This is a genomic window from Cedecea sp. VD22 (assembly GCF_037150195.1).
GTDB lineage: Bacteria > Pseudomonadota > Gammaproteobacteria > Enterobacterales > Enterobacteriaceae > Cedecea.
Window position 1 is genome coordinate 14230 of sequence record NZ_JBBCPX010000015.1, and the last position, 13051, is coordinate 27280.

At 53.7% G+C, this 13051-nt stretch carries 13 protein-coding genes; 2 read left to right on the forward strand and 11 right to left on the reverse strand.

The window, feature by feature from the left end; genetic code table 11:
* Positions 1-3: 3 nt before the first annotated feature.
* The 6 genes from tatA to udp form a co-directional block, all read right to left on the reverse strand.
* Complete coding sequence (gene tatA, locus WFK85_RS19850; protein ID WP_008455463.1) at positions 4-258, reverse strand: twin-arginine translocase TatA/TatE family subunit; 255 nt, start codon at positions 256-258, stop codon at positions 4-6.
* A gap of 77 nt (positions 259-335) precedes the next feature.
* Complete coding sequence (gene ubiB, locus WFK85_RS19855; RefSeq protein ID WP_008455465.1) at positions 336-1976, reverse strand: ubiquinone biosynthesis regulatory protein kinase UbiB; 1641 nt, start codon at positions 1974-1976, stop codon at positions 336-338.
* Positions 1973-2578, reverse strand: a complete 606-nt coding sequence (ubiJ, locus tag WFK85_RS19860; RefSeq protein ID WP_166995899.1) for a ubiquinone biosynthesis protein UbiJ — start codon at positions 2576-2578, stop codon at positions 1973-1975. The genes ubiB and ubiJ overlap by 4 nt, the downstream gene beginning before the upstream one ends.
* Positions 2579-2590: 12 nt before the next feature.
* Positions 2591-3361 (reverse strand): bifunctional demethylmenaquinone methyltransferase/2-methoxy-6-polyprenyl-1,4-benzoquinol methylase UbiE, encoded by a 771-nt coding sequence (gene ubiE / locus WFK85_RS19865; RefSeq protein ID WP_008455469.1) that lies wholly within the window; start codon positions 3359-3361, stop codon positions 2591-2593.
* Between the two features lie 91 nt (positions 3362-3452).
* On the reverse strand, positions 3453-4886 hold the full coding sequence (gene rmuC, locus WFK85_RS19870; RefSeq protein ID WP_166879489.1) for a DNA recombination protein RmuC: 1434 nt from the start codon (positions 4884-4886) through the stop codon (positions 3453-3455).
* Between the two features lie 141 nt (positions 4887-5027).
* Entirely contained in the window at positions 5028-5789 is a 762-nt protein-coding gene (gene udp / locus WFK85_RS19875; RefSeq protein ID WP_166995895.1) for a uridine phosphorylase, read from the reverse strand.
* Positions 5790-6043: 254 nt separating this feature from the next.
* Between udp and WFK85_RS19880 the strand changes: the two genes are divergently transcribed.
* Entirely contained in the window at positions 6044-6871 is an 828-nt protein-coding gene (locus WFK85_RS19880; RefSeq protein ID WP_166995893.1) for a dienelactone hydrolase family protein, read from the forward strand.
* A gap of 69 nt (positions 6872-6940) precedes the next feature.
* Here the strand turns inward: WFK85_RS19880 and WFK85_RS19885 are convergent, their stop codons facing one another.
* The 3 genes from WFK85_RS19885 to metE all read right to left on the reverse strand — a co-directional run bounded on the left by WFK85_RS19885 (position 6941) and on the right by metE (position 10273).
* Entirely contained in the window at positions 6941-7222 is a 282-nt protein-coding gene (locus tag WFK85_RS19885; protein ID WP_250153703.1) for a hypothetical protein, read from the reverse strand.
* A gap of 1 nt (position 7223) precedes the next feature.
* A complete protein-coding gene (locus WFK85_RS19890) occupies positions 7224-7802 on the reverse strand; it encodes a peptidoglycan-binding domain-containing protein (RefSeq protein WP_250153704.1) in 579 nt (192 codons plus the stop codon).
* Between the two features lie 209 nt (positions 7803-8011).
* Positions 8012-10273, reverse strand: coding sequence for a 5-methyltetrahydropteroyltriglutamate--homocysteine S-methyltransferase (gene metE / locus WFK85_RS19895; protein ID WP_336709213.1), 2262 nt, complete (start codon positions 10271-10273; stop codon positions 8012-8014).
* 117 nt (positions 10274-10390) lie between these two features.
* Between metE and metR the strand changes: the two genes are divergently transcribed.
* Entirely contained in the window at positions 10391-11344 is a 954-nt protein-coding gene (gene metR / locus WFK85_RS19900) for an HTH-type transcriptional regulator MetR (protein WP_166995887.1), read from the forward strand.
* Here metR and WFK85_RS19905 read toward each other — a convergent pair.
* Together WFK85_RS19905 and yigL are read right to left on the reverse strand one after the other, a co-directional pair.
* Complete coding sequence (locus tag WFK85_RS19905; protein WP_166879503.1) at positions 11232-12131, reverse strand: carboxylate/amino acid/amine transporter; 900 nt, start codon at positions 12129-12131, stop codon at positions 11232-11234. The two genes, metR and WFK85_RS19905, sit on opposite strands and share 113 nt — an antisense overlap.
* Positions 12132-12242: 111 nt before the next feature.
* Complete coding sequence (yigL, locus tag WFK85_RS19910; RefSeq protein WP_008455489.1) at positions 12243-13049, reverse strand: sugar/pyridoxal phosphate phosphatase YigL; 807 nt, start codon at positions 13047-13049, stop codon at positions 12243-12245.
* Positions 13050-13051: the final 2 nt, after the last annotated feature.

Sequence of the window (13051 nt, forward strand, 5' to 3'; positions counted from 1 at the left end):
GGTTTATACCTGCTCTTTATCGTTGCTTTTCGCTTCGTCTTTTTTCACGTCGCTCGGTTTTTCAGAGAGGGATTTCGCTGTGAAATCAGCATCCTTCTCACCATTTTCTTTCTCTTTGCCGTCGTCGTCGCTCATGGCTTTCTTAAAGCCCTTAATAGACGCGCCAAGATCTGAACCTAAAGAGCCCAGCTTCTTGGTGCCAAACAATAAAACAACGATAACAACAATGATTAGCAATTGTGGCCAACTGATGCCCATACCTACTCCTGAATAAAGATGTTAAGGCAATGAGAACCGCTATTATACGGCAATCACCCGTTAATTCCGATTAAAGTTCAGGCAGAGCGCCGCCAGCCAATCAGCCAGACAACGATTCCCCCCGCCATCAACCAGGCAGGCATAAAGTCCCACTCAGGTTTGTTGATCAGCAGCAGCGTCCCGCTCAATATAAGCGTGGCACCGATGCCGAACAGGTAACGCGACTGTCCCTGCCGCACGTGATGAAGTTGCAGGTCGCGCTGAATTTTATCAACGCTAAGCTGTAATTGCTTGCCCTGGCGCAAACTGTTGTACACCAGTTCCGGCAATTCCGGCATTTTTTCCACCCAAAAAGGCGCTTTTTCTTTGAAAGCACGTACCAGAGCAGGAATACCAACCTGATCTTTGATCCAGCTTTCCAGAAAAGGTTTCGCCGTTTTCCACAGATCCAGCTGCGGATAAAGCTGCCTACCGACGCCTTCGACGTATAAAAGGGTCTTCTGCAGTAAAACTAACTGCGGCTGAACTTCCATGTTGAAACGACGCGCGGTATTGAACAGGTTCAGCAGCACATGGCCAAAGGAGATCTCCGCCAGCGGCTTCTCAAAAATAGGTTCACACACGGTGCGAATCGCAAACTCGAACTCTTCGACATTCGTATCTGCCGGCACCCAGCCAGAGTCCACATGCAGCTCGGCTACCTTGCGGTAATCCCGGTTGAAGAAGGCAATAAAGTTTTCTGCCAGATAGCGCTTATCGTCTTTGTTCAGCGAGCCCACGATACCGCAGTCGATACCAATGTATTGCGGATCTTCCGGGTGGTCGTAGCTCACGAAAATGTTGCCCGGATGCATGTCCGCATGGAAGAAGCTGTCGCGGAAGACCTGCGTAAAGAAGACCTGCACGCCACGTTCGGCAAGCAGCTTCATGTTGGTGCCCTGAGCTTCGAGCGCAACGGTGTCAGAGACCGGAACCCCGTAAATCCGCTCCATCACCATCATGTTCTCGGTGCAGTAGTCCGAATAAACCTCCGGCACATACAGCATCGGGCTATTTTCGAAGTTACGCCGCAGTTGGATGGCGTTCGCCGCTTCACGCAGCAGGTTTAACTCATCGATCAGCGTTTTTTCGTATTCACGCACCACTTCCAGCGGGCGGAGACGACGGCCATCCGGCAGCAAACGCGGCACCCAACGGGCGAGGCGATAGATAAGCTTCATATCGGCTTTGATCACCGGCAGGATATCAGGCCGAATGACCTTAATCACGACCTCTTTGCCGCTCTCTTTCAGGCGTGCGGTATGCACCTGAGCAATGGAGGCAGAGGCCAGAGGCTTGATGTCAAAATCGTCGAACCAACTTTCAACGGGAATGCCGCCCATCGCCAGTTCAATCTGTTTCTTCGCCAACGCACCGTCAAAAGGCGCAACTCTGTCCTGCAACATAGCCAGTTGGTCAGCAATGATCGGTGGGAACAGATCGCGACGGGTAGAAAGCATCTGACCAAACTTGATCCAAACGGGACCGAGCTCCTGCAGCGCAAGGCGTAGACGTTCTCCCAAAGGCTTATCACGGTGACGATTCGGCATCCAGAACAGGCAACGCCGCCACAAACGTAACGGCAGCGTAATGCGCATTTTGGGAATCAGTTCATCAAGGCCATAGCTCAGAAAGGTACGGACAATGAAATAAAGGCGGCGAATTTCTCCTGGCGTCATTTGCCCTCCAGCTTATCCAGCCGTTTGCTGAGTGCGTCCGCCGAGCGTGCCAGCGCTTCGGTTTCCTCTGCAAACCAGGCCACTTCGAGTGAGCCAGGCGCAACGCGCCACTCTTCGGTGAGCGCTTCTCCCAGATACTGCTGATTGCGGATCAATCCTTTTTTCAGCAGCTTTCCGCCATGACGCGCAAACTTACTGATACCTTCAGAGGCAATATCGCCTATATACGGAGCCAGCAGTTCCGCAGGATCAAACTCCGCGAGATCCATCAGCGATGCCAGATTTTGTACAACCTGAATGTCACCTGCCACGTCAAGTTCACCGCTGCGAATCAGAGCGGTAAGTTGCTGGCGATCGCGCAGTTTCGGCAGCACGCCGATATGGGTTGTGACGCTACAATCCGCCTCACCTTCCCACTGGCTCAGTACGTCCAGCTGTTGTTCACTGAACACCAGCACCAGCGGCGCTGAAAATTCTTTCAGGCTAACGCGCAACGTCTTGCCCTGCAGGCGTTGACGCGCGGATTTCAGGCTACGATCGCGCCAGAGGAAGGTGTTCAGCACACCTTCAATTCCGGCAGTCATCAGCGACATAAATGGCATCGCGGCTCCCTGTTAGAATTTATAGCCACGGTGCAGGGCGACAATCCCACCGGTCATATTGTAATAGGTGGTGTTTTCAAACCCGGCTTCTTCCATCATGCCTTTCAGCGTTTCCTGATCCGGGTGCATGCGAATGGATTCTGCCAGGTAGCGATAGCTTTCGCCGTCCTGAGCCACCATTTCACCGATGCGCGGCAGAATGTGGAAGGAATACGCGTCGTAGGCTTTGTTCAGCGGCTCGAAAGCTGGTTTGGAGAACTCAAGCACCAGCAGGCGGCCACCGGGTTTGAGAACGCGGAACATAGAGCGCAATGCAGCGTCTTTATCCGTGACGTTACGCAGGCCAAAGGAGATGGTGATGCAGTCAAAGGTGTTGTCCGGGAATGGCAGCGCTTCGGCGTTAGCCTGCACGTATCTGACGTTCCCCACAATGCCGATATTGCGCAACTTTTCACGCCCCATTTTCAGCATCGAATCGTTAATATCGGCCAATACGACTTCACCGGTCTCACCAACCAGGCGAGAGAATTTCGCCGTCAGATCGCCCGTACCGCCCGCAAGATCCAGCACGCGCTGGCCACGACGTACGCCACTGCAGTCTATCGTGTAGCGTTTCCACAACCTGTGGATACCAAAAGACATCAGGTCGTTCATTACGTCGTATTTCGCCGCAACAGAGTGGAACACGTTCGCCACCATATCGACCTTTTGCTCTTTAGCTACGGTACGGAAGCCAAAGTGCGTTGTTTCCTGGGATCCGGACTCCTGGGATTCATCAACCATCTCAATGCCTGCTTAATAAAGAAAATGTTCGGGAAGTGTAACAGAATGGGCGTGAAAGCCCTATGATTCAACCGTGCTACTCAGCCTCAGTTTAACGCTCTTCACCCGTGCGCGATGAAGACAAAGTATCGAATTCAGCCTCAGGTTCTTCGCCCGCATGGCCCAGTCGAGCCGAATCATCCTCATCTTCCTGACGAGCGCGCTCGACCAGATCTGGATTCATCTCACGTTTGACTTCTACGCCAAGTCCGCGAAACGCATCTGCCTGAACCAGGATATTCCCACGCCCGGATGAAAGTTTTTTCATCGCCTGCCGGTAGTTATCCTGCGCCTTATCGAGACTTTGCCCAATCGCAGACATATCATCCACGAACAGGCGCATTTTATCGTACAGGCGCCCCGCCCTGTCGGCGATTTGCTGGGCATTACGGCTTTGATGTTCATAGCGCCACAGATTGGCAATAGTGCGCAGCGCCACCAGCAGCGTCGTCGGGCTCACCAGCATAATGTTATTTTTCAGCGCTTCGCTAATCAGTTCAGGCTGCCTGTCGATAGCCAGCAGGAAAGCGGGCTCAACGGGAATAAACATCAACACATAGTCCAGCGAACGTAGCCCGGGTAGCTGTTGGTAATCTTTGCGCCCCAGCAGGCGAATATGGCTGCGGATAGCGGCGATGTGCTCATTCAGCGCACTTTCACGCGTGAGTTCATCTTCACCATTGAAGTAACGCTCATAGGCCACCAGCGTCATTTTTGCATCAATAACAACGTCTTTGCCCTGAGGCAGGCGGACGATAACATCCGGCTGCATACGACTGTTGTTTTCAAGCTGGATGTTCACCTGAGTCTGGTATTCATGCCCTTCACGCAGGCCAGAAGCTTCCAATACCCGAGTTAACACCACTTCCCCCCAGTTACCCTGGGTTTTGTTGTCGCCCTTCAGTGCTTTGGTGAGATTGAGCGCCTCTTGCGCCATTTGTGCATTGAGCTGCTGCAGGTTACGGATTTCGTGCGTCAACGTATGCCGTTCGCGTGCTTCCTGGCCAAAACTCTCCTGGACCTGGCGTCGGAAGCCATCGAGCTGTTCTCGAAGTGGGGAAAGCAACACGTTAAGGCTTTGGCGGTTCTGCTCTTCAACCTTACGCCCGCTTTGCTCAAAAATACGGTGGGCCAGATTCTCAAACTGCTCGTTCAGGCGCTGCTCGCTGTTAAGCATTTGGCGATGCTTGTCTTCAGCATTGAGCCGGGTTTGCTCGAGCAACGTGGTCAGCTCACGAATATCTGCTTCCTGCCCGCTGTTAATTTCCATTTGAGCACGGACCTCACGGTTAAGCTGGTCGCACTCATCTCGCCAGTGCTGGTTTTGCTGAAGCTCCTGCCGCGCGGCTGTAAGCTCACCGTAGATTTCACGCTGTTCTTCATGCAAAGCCGCCAACCGCTGCGCCGCACGCAGACTGGCGACAAGCCAGCCGGTCAGCAAGCCCACCAACCCGATGCCCAGCCCAAACAACAGTGAAATATCCATGCTTCCCCCAAAACGATACCAACATCGGCAAAATAAAATTCTGCTGTATAAATGTCCAGATGAAAAGGGATTTTCCGGAAGGGAGCGCGCAAAGCATAAAAAAAGCCGGCGAGCGCCGGCCTTATGATCGGAAAAGCAAAACTACAGCAGGCGACGCGCCGCCTCGACCACGATTTTCACCGCGTGACTTTCCGTTTTCTTCATGGTTTCCGCGTTAGGGATCTCTTGCTGAGTACGGTTCACGATGACCCCGGCAACCATACCCGCACGCAGACCCTGGCTGGAGCACATGGTCAGCAGCGTGGCGGATTCCATTTCATAGTTCATCACGCCCATTTGCTGCCACTCTTTCATTGAGCCTTTGAAGCGGCTAACTACGCGGCCGGAGAGCGTGTCGTAACGCTCCTGACCAGGGTAGAAGGTGTCGGAGGATGCCGTCACGCCGATGTGCGTCGTTGCGCCCACGGCTTTTGCCGCTTCAACCAGCGCGGTAGTACATGCGAAGTCTGCCACAGCCGGGTATTCCATTGGCGCGAAGTGCAGGCTGGCACCATCCAGGCGAACAGATGCGGTGGTCACGAGCACATCGCCGACGTTGATGTTCGGCTGAATCGCCCCGGTAGTCCCGACGCGCAGGAAAGTGCGAATGCCAAGCTGTGCCAGTTCTTCAACGGCAATAGAGGTAGATGGGCCGCCGATACCGGTAGAACAGATGATAACCGGCTTGCCGTCGAGTTCAGCACGCCAGGAAGTGAATTCACGGTGGGAAGCCAGCTTAACCGGCTTGTCCATCAGCGCGGCGATTTTTTCCACACGCTCAGGATCGCCAGGGACGATGGCAAGCGTAGCCCCTTGCAGGTCATTTTTAGTGAGGCCGAGATGGAAAACATCAGACTTGGACATAACAGACTCCTCTGTTGAGTAGGTTTCAGGAGAAGCAAAGCGACACTTTACAGAACCCCTGAGCATAATTTCGTGATGACGCTCACTTTGGATGAAACAAATTACATTATTTGTATATTCATATGCGATCAGCATCACAATTAAGCGTCAATCGGGCTATTTTTTGAACTTTGACGGCGTTTTTTGCCCGCCAGATTTGCTACTAATCCTGGCTATAGTTATCACACTGCGCTAATGCTGGTTCGGAGAAAACCATGAAACAAAAGCAAACAACACATAACACACCGGGCGAAGGTTTCGCACCGGCGGCATCCCCCATCGCCCCCACCGCTTTGCTAACGCCGGACGACACTATTCTTTCTGGGGAAACGTCAATTCCAAGCCAGGGCGACAATATGCCGGCTTACCACGCCAGGCCCAAAAATGCCGATGGCCCGCTGCCGGTCGTGATTGTCATTCAGGAGATATTTGGCGTTCACGAACATATCCGCGATCTCTGCCGTCGACTGGCGCTTGAAGGCTATCTGGCCATCGCCCCGGAGCTTTATTTTCGCCAGGGAGAACCGGGAGATTTTGCCGATATCCCCACGTTGTTAAGCGGCCTGGTCTCAAAAGTGCCGGATAACCAGGTGCTGGGCGACCTTGATCATGTGGCCAGTTGGGCGTCACGCAACGGCGGCGATGCGCATCGCCTGATGGTCACCGGTTTTTGCTGGGGCGGGCGAATTGCCTGGCTTTATGCGGCGCACAATCCACAGCTGAAAGCGGCCGTCGCCTGGTACGGCAAGCTGACGGGTGAGAAAACGTTGAACTCTCATCACCACCCGGTAGATATCGCCGTCAATCTTAATGCGCCAGTGCTAGGCCTTTATGGTGGTCAGGATACCGGGATTTCTCAGGAAAGCGTTGAGACCATGCGCCAGGCACTAAGAGCGGCCAATGCCAAAGCGGAAATCATTGTTTACCCGGAAGCCGGACATGCTTTTAACGCTGACTACCGCCCGAGCTACCATGAAGCGTCGGCCAAAGATGGCTGGGAAAGGATGCTGGCGTGGTTTAAACGGTACGGAGTAAGGAAGTAAAGCCGGTCAGTTACCCCGGACTGCATAACATAACGGGCCGTCCGTCACGGCCCGTTATATCCCTGACATCTAAAAATCGTATTCGTTAATCACATCTAGAATACTTTTTTCATTATGGTAGCGAGTTCTCAAAGCACCCTGCTGCGATTTTGCTTTACCACAAATAACATTAACCTGTTTTTCAATATCCTTTTGCTGCTCTTTTGGCAAGCTCGAATCCCATTCACCAGATAAATGCTGGCAGTCATCTGCATTTATTAGAAACTCAGTAACGTCTTTTGGATATTTATCCGCAGCCTGAGCGCAGGAAACCAAAAAGAATAGCGCACAGAAAATTAGGCTTTTATTCATTTTATCGACCATCCGTTGACCAATGAGGTTTATCGTTAGCACCGCCGTGATACTTTATCACATCAAAGCTTTTCCCTACTTCATGTAATTGAGCATTCATGCCATCACGGGGCATTGTTTTGATAATAACAGTCTCACCTTTATTATCTTTAATTTCCAGGTTACCCATCCACGACAGCGTCATATCAATAGCATTGCCTTCCGTATGTCGGCTCCTTAACGCCGGAGCAACGTTGAGATTGGACATGCCATAAGCCCGGACCATCGCTTTTGCCGCATTAATGCTTTTATTTCTGTCAGCCTTTCCGTTCGCACCATTATGCACCCATTCAATTTCCACACCCGATTTTTCAGGAATATTGGCGGGTTCAACCATGCCTCGTGCCAGCTTCCAGGACCAGTGCATTAAATATGCCCTTTCCGGCGGACGTAACGTCGCCGAAATAGTTACCCTGACGCCAGCATCTTCAAGGCTTTTTAGAAAATTATTAACATTTGCCCGGAATATTGGACTCAGGGTTTGCGTGTCACTACTTCCCTGGAATCGACTAACCCAGCTTTCACCGCTTAGCTGCTTCATAAGTATCCTTTTATTTCACAAAAAAAGACAAACTGCGCAGTAAGCTTCTCAAGAAAAAATTCAGCGTGACAAGGTGAATGTTGGATAAATACGACTTTCAGAAAAGAGTAAGGGCATTATTCCTGGCATTAGCATGCATTAGCGAACAGGGAGATGAGGGCGTGATTTTAACTGTGTGAAAAACGGAGGCTCTCACCTCCGTTTTAGTATTAAGCCTCGCGCAGATTCTGGGCCGCTTGCACCATGTTTGCCAGCGCCGCACGGGTTTCTGGCCAGCCACGGGTTTTCAGGCCGCAGTCCGGGTTAACCCACAGGCGCTCTGCCGGAACAGATTCCGCCGCTTTCTTGAGCAGGGCTTCAATCCATTGCACATCCGGAACGTTTGGAGAGTGGATGTCGTACACGCCCGGCCCGATTTCATTCGGGTATTCGAACTCTTTAAACGCCTCCAGCAGATCCATATCGGAACGGGAAGTTTCGATGGTGATCACGTCCGCATCCAGCGCCGCAATGGAGTCCATGATGTCGTTGAACTCGCAGTAGCACATGTGGGTATGGATTTGGGTGTCATCTCGCACCACGGCGGCGTTCAGACGGAAGGCCTCCACGCCCCACTCCAGATAAGCCTGCCAGTCGGACTGGCGCAGCGGCAAACCTTCACGCAGGGCGGGTTCATCAATCTGGATGATACCGATACCTGCGGCTTCCAGATCCGCTACTTCGTCACGCAGGGCCAGCGCAATCTGCTTCGCGATAGTCTCCCGGGAAACATCTTCACGCGGGAAGGACCAGCAAAGAATCGTCACCGGACCGGTCAGCATGCCTTTAACCGGTTTGTCGGTCAGGGACTGCGCGTATTTGGCCCACTCAACGGTGATCGGCTCCGGACGGCTGATATCGCCGATAACAATCGGGGGTTTCACGCAGCGGGAACCGTAGCTCTGCACCCAGCCGTTCTGAGTAAAGACGAAGCCATCCAGATGTTCGCCGAAATACTCAACCATGTCGTTACGCTCAGCTTCGCCATGCACCAACACGTCAAGGCCCAGACGTTCCTGCTCAACAATCGCCTGTTTAATGTGTTCGGCGATACCGGTGCGATAGTTGCTCGCGTCCAGCTTGCCTTTTTTGAAGTCCAGGCGCAGGCCGCGAATTTCAGTTGTTTGCGGGAAGGAGCCAATGGTCGTTGTTGGCCAGGCCGGCAGGTTGAAGCGTTCACGCTGGGCTGCTGCACGGGCAGTGTAAGCATTCTGGCGCTGGCTGTCCTGGGCGGTAATTTTAGCCAGACGCTCGCTGACAGCGGCATTGTGCACACGTTTGGACTGACGACGAGCCTGAATCGGGGCGCTCCATTCAGCAATTTTGGCGGTATTCCCACTGTTTAATGCTTCAGTCAGTAAGGACAGCTCAGCACACTTCTGCAGGGCAAAAGCAAACCAGCTTTTAACTTCGGCATCCAGGCGAGTTTCTACGCTCAGGTCAATTGGGCTGTGCAGCAGGGAGCAGGAAGATGCCACCCACAGCTCACGTTTACCCACCAGGTCTTTTAACTGAGCATATTTCTCCGTCAGATCGGCACGCCAGACGTTACGGCCGTTGATAACACCCGCCGACAACAACCAGTTTGCAGGCAGTTTCTTATGGATGTCATTCACGTCATCTTTGCCATGTACAAAATCAACGTGCAGACCCTGCACCGGCAGCGCGGTGATGGTGTTCAGGTTTGGCCCCACGCCTTCGAAGTAGGTGGTAAGCAGCAGCTTCACCTGGCCGATCAGCGCGTCGTAAGCGGGTTTGAAGGCATCCAGCCATGCTTTTGGCAGCTCCAGCACCAGCGCAGGCTCATCGATTTGTACCCACTCAACGCCACGCTTCGCCAATTCGGCCAGCACCTGCTGGTAGACCGGCAAAATATCTTTCAACAGGCTCAGGCGATCAAACTGTTCGCCTTTCACTTTGCCCAGCCACAGGTAAGTCACTGGCCCAAGCAGGACAGGTTTCACCTTATGGCCCAGCGCAAGCGCCTCGTCGACTTCTTCCAGCAACTGAGTCCAGGTCAGTTTGAACCGCTGCCCCTTAGTAAATTCCGGCACCATGTAGTGGTAGTTGGTATTGAACCATTTGGTCATTTCTGCGGCAGCAGCAGGCTCGCCGGTTGGTGCCCGGCCACGGCCGATGCGAAACAGCGTATCGATATCGACGCTGCCGTCTTTGTTCTGATGACGAGCCGGTACGTTACCGAGCAGCAGGCTGGTGGTCAGAACATGGTCGTACCATGCGAAATCGCCCACCGGCAGTAATTCGACGCCGGCTTGTTTTTGTTGGTCCCAGTGGCGGGCACGCAGTTCGCGGCCAACCGCCAGTAATTCTTCGCGGGAGGTATTCCCTGCCCAGTAGCTTTCTTGTGCTTTTTTCAACTCGCGCTTAAGGCCGACGCGAGGGAACCCCAGGGTGTGATTATGGATTGTCATGGTCTTTCCTCTATTCGGTGCGATGTATTTAGCCATCCAGATGTTTACACTTCTATAATCAGCAGGTACTGTATAATCCTCAAGCGCAATTTGTTCATGCCGAAGTGAAGGACTTTCATGATCGAGATTAAACACCTGCGGACGCTGCAAGCGTTACGACACAGCGGTTCGCTGGCCGCCGCTGCTGCCGCCCTGCATCAGACTCAGTCGGCCCTCTCTCACCAGTTCAGCGATCTGGAGCAGCGGCTCGGCTTCCGCCTGTTTATCCGTAAAAGTCAGCCACTTCGCTTTACGCCGCAGGGGGAGATCCTGCTGCAGCTGGCGGAACAAGTGTTGCCGCAGATTGGCCGCGCCCTGCAGGCCTGCAATGAGCCGCATCAAACCCGGCTGCGCATTGCGATTGAGTGCCACAGCTGCATTCAGTGGCTGACGCCTGCGCTGGAAAATTTCCGCCAGCACTGGCCGCAGGTGGAGATGGACTTTAAATCCGGCGTTACGTTTGATCCGCAGCCTGCGCTGCAGCAGGGCGAGCTGGATATCGTTCTGACATCGGATATTTTGCCGCGCAGCGGGCTACATTATTCGCCGATGTTTGATTTTGAAGTGCGCCTGGTGATGGCGACCGACCACCCATTGGCGAAGAAAGAGAGCATTGAGCCTGAAGATTTAACGCTTGAAACGCTGCTTATTTACCCGGTACAGCGTGAGCGTATGGATATCTGGCGTCATTTCCTGCAGCCAGCAGGGGTTAGCCCGTCGTTGAAAAACGTCGATAACACGCTGCTGCTGATTCAGATGGTATCGGCGCGGATGGGGATTGCCGCCCTGCCGCATTGGGTGGTGGAAAGCTTTGAGCACCAGGGCCTGATTGTGACCAGAACCCTGGGTGAAGGTTTATGGAGCCGCCTCTACGCCGCGGTACGTGACGGCGAACAGCGCCAGCCGGTGACCGAGGCGTTTATTCGCTCGACGCGCCAGCACGCCTGCGACCATTTACCGTTTGTGAAGAACGCGGAGCGACCCATCGGCGATGTACCCACAGCGAGGCCATTATTACCGTTCCCCCAATAATAAAGCTCGGCCAGTGGGGCTGCTCCTGCCAGATGGCAAGATTCACCAGCAGCCCGGCCGGGACGTGCACGTTGTTCATGATGCCGAGCGTGCCGGCGTCCACCTGAGTTGCGCCGTAGTTCCACATAAAATAACCCAACCCGGAAGCGACAACGCCAAGCCAGACCAAAATCCCCCACTGTAGCGTCGTGGTGGGGAGTTTCTGCGGATTGCCAAGCGCAAACCAGGCAACAACGGCGACAATAAACGCCCCCAGATAGAACCACGAAAACGCGCAGTGCTGCGGCATCGGGTGCGTTTCCATCAGGCGCTTGTAGCCCACCATGCCGATAGCGAAGCAGATGTTCGCCCCCTGCACCAGCAGCAGGCCGATCCAGAAGTGATCGCTGACTTTATCGTAACGAATAATCGCCGCGCCAATCACCGCCAGCCCCGCACTCAGCGCATAGCCCCAGCGCAGTTTATTGCCGCTCAGCAGGTCGTAAATCAGCGTGACGTACAGCGGCGTCATTACCGTGAAAAGCAGGAATTCGGATACCGTGAGATAGAGGTAAGCGCGGAAGCTGAAGAGGTACATCACGCCCAGCTGTAGCGCGCCCACCAGCATGTACAGCAGCAGGGTTTTGAGCGGGTAGCCTTTAAAACGCAGGAACGGCAGAAACACCAGCGCCGCCAGGCCAACGCGCATCAGCACCGAGAAATAGCTGTCCACATGCCCGGCGAGGTACTCCCCAATCAGGCTAAACGAGAAGGCCCACAGAATCGTGGTAATGATGAGTAATGGCACAATGAGCAATCCACAACGAACAAGATTGCGCCATTGTACTGAGAGGAGGCTACATCGGCTTAACTATTTAGTTGACGAGTGGGTATTTATTAACCACTCGTCATTTGCCGATCACTCAGTCTTGAGGAACAGCTTACGCAGATAATGCGGCACGGCGTTGTCGCCGTTGGTGCCAATCACTTCCAGCTCCGGCAACAGATCTTTCAGGCGCTGGTGAGCGTTGCCCATGATGCAGCCCTTACCGGCCATGCTCAGCATCTCGGCGTCGTTCATGCCGTCGCCAAAGGCAATGCAATCCTTCAGGCCGTAACCCATCGCTTTCGAGACCGCTTCCAGAGCGTGTCCTTTGGAAACACCGCCCGCCATCACTTCCAGACAGGTCAGCGTCGAGAAGCTGACGTTCACGCGGTCACCCCAGCGGGCGTTGATCGCCTGTTCCAGCGGCAGCAGCGTGTCGTGATCGTCGCAGGTAAAGAATACTTTGCTGACGCCGTCGGCTTCCAGCAGGCCCGGTTCAAACAGGGTGTAGCTGAATTTGGCTTCCTGGAAATACTTCATCTCTTCCGGGCGGTGGCGGTTCATAAACCACTCGTCGCCTTTGTAGACGTTGGTCACGATGTCCGGGTTGTTATGCACCACGCCAAACAAGTCCTGAGCGATGTCGTGGTCGAGATCGTGAGAGAAGAACAAGTTGCCGTCGGTATCGTGCACGCGAGCGCCGTTCGAGGTGATCATGTACGCCTTGATCTCAAGATTGTCGCGAATTTGCGCCACATCGATATGGTGACGGCCGGTGGCAAAAACAAAGTTAACGCCTTCAGCGGTGAGCAGTTTTAACGTTTCTTTCGCGTAAGCGGAGAGGAAATGATCGGGAGACAGCAAGGTGCCATCTAAATCTGAAGCAACGACGTGGTACATAG

Coding starts and splice junctions, on each gene's coding strand:
- tatA (WP_008455463.1), bottom strand. CDS start 258: ATGGGCATCAGTTGGCCACAATTGCTAATCATTGTTGTTATCGTTGTT.
- ubiB (WP_008455465.1), bottom strand. CDS start 1,976: ATGACGCCAGGAGAAATTCGCCGCCTTTATTTCATTGTCCGTACCTTT.
- ubiJ (WP_166995899.1), bottom strand. CDS start 2,578: ATGCCATTTATGTCGCTGATGACTGCCGGAATTGAAGGTGTGCTGAAC.
- ubiE (WP_008455469.1), bottom strand. CDS start 3,361: ATGGTTGATGAATCCCAGGAGTCCGGATCCCAGGAAACAACGCACTTT.
- rmuC (WP_166879489.1), bottom strand. CDS start 4,886: ATGGATATTTCACTGTTGTTTGGGCTGGGCATCGGGTTGGTGGGCTTG.
- udp (WP_166995895.1), bottom strand. CDS start 5,789: ATGTCCAAGTCTGATGTTTTCCATCTCGGCCTCACTAAAAATGACCTG.
- WFK85_RS19880 (WP_166995893.1), top strand. CDS start 6,044: ATGAAACAAAAGCAAACAACACATAACACACCGGGCGAAGGTTTCGCA.
- WFK85_RS19885 (WP_250153703.1), bottom strand. CDS start 7,222: ATGAATAAAAGCCTAATTTTCTGTGCGCTATTCTTTTTGGTTTCCTGC.
- WFK85_RS19890 (WP_250153704.1), bottom strand. CDS start 7,802: ATGAAGCAGCTAAGCGGTGAAAGCTGGGTTAGTCGATTCCAGGGAAGT.
- metE (WP_336709213.1), bottom strand. CDS start 10,273: ATGACAATCCATAATCACACCCTGGGGTTCCCTCGCGTCGGCCTTAAG.
- metR (WP_166995887.1), top strand. CDS start 10,391: ATGATCGAGATTAAACACCTGCGGACGCTGCAAGCGTTACGACACAGC.
- yigL (WP_008455489.1), bottom strand. CDS start 13,049: ATGTACCACGTCGTTGCTTCAGATTTAGATGGCACCTTGCTGTCTCCC.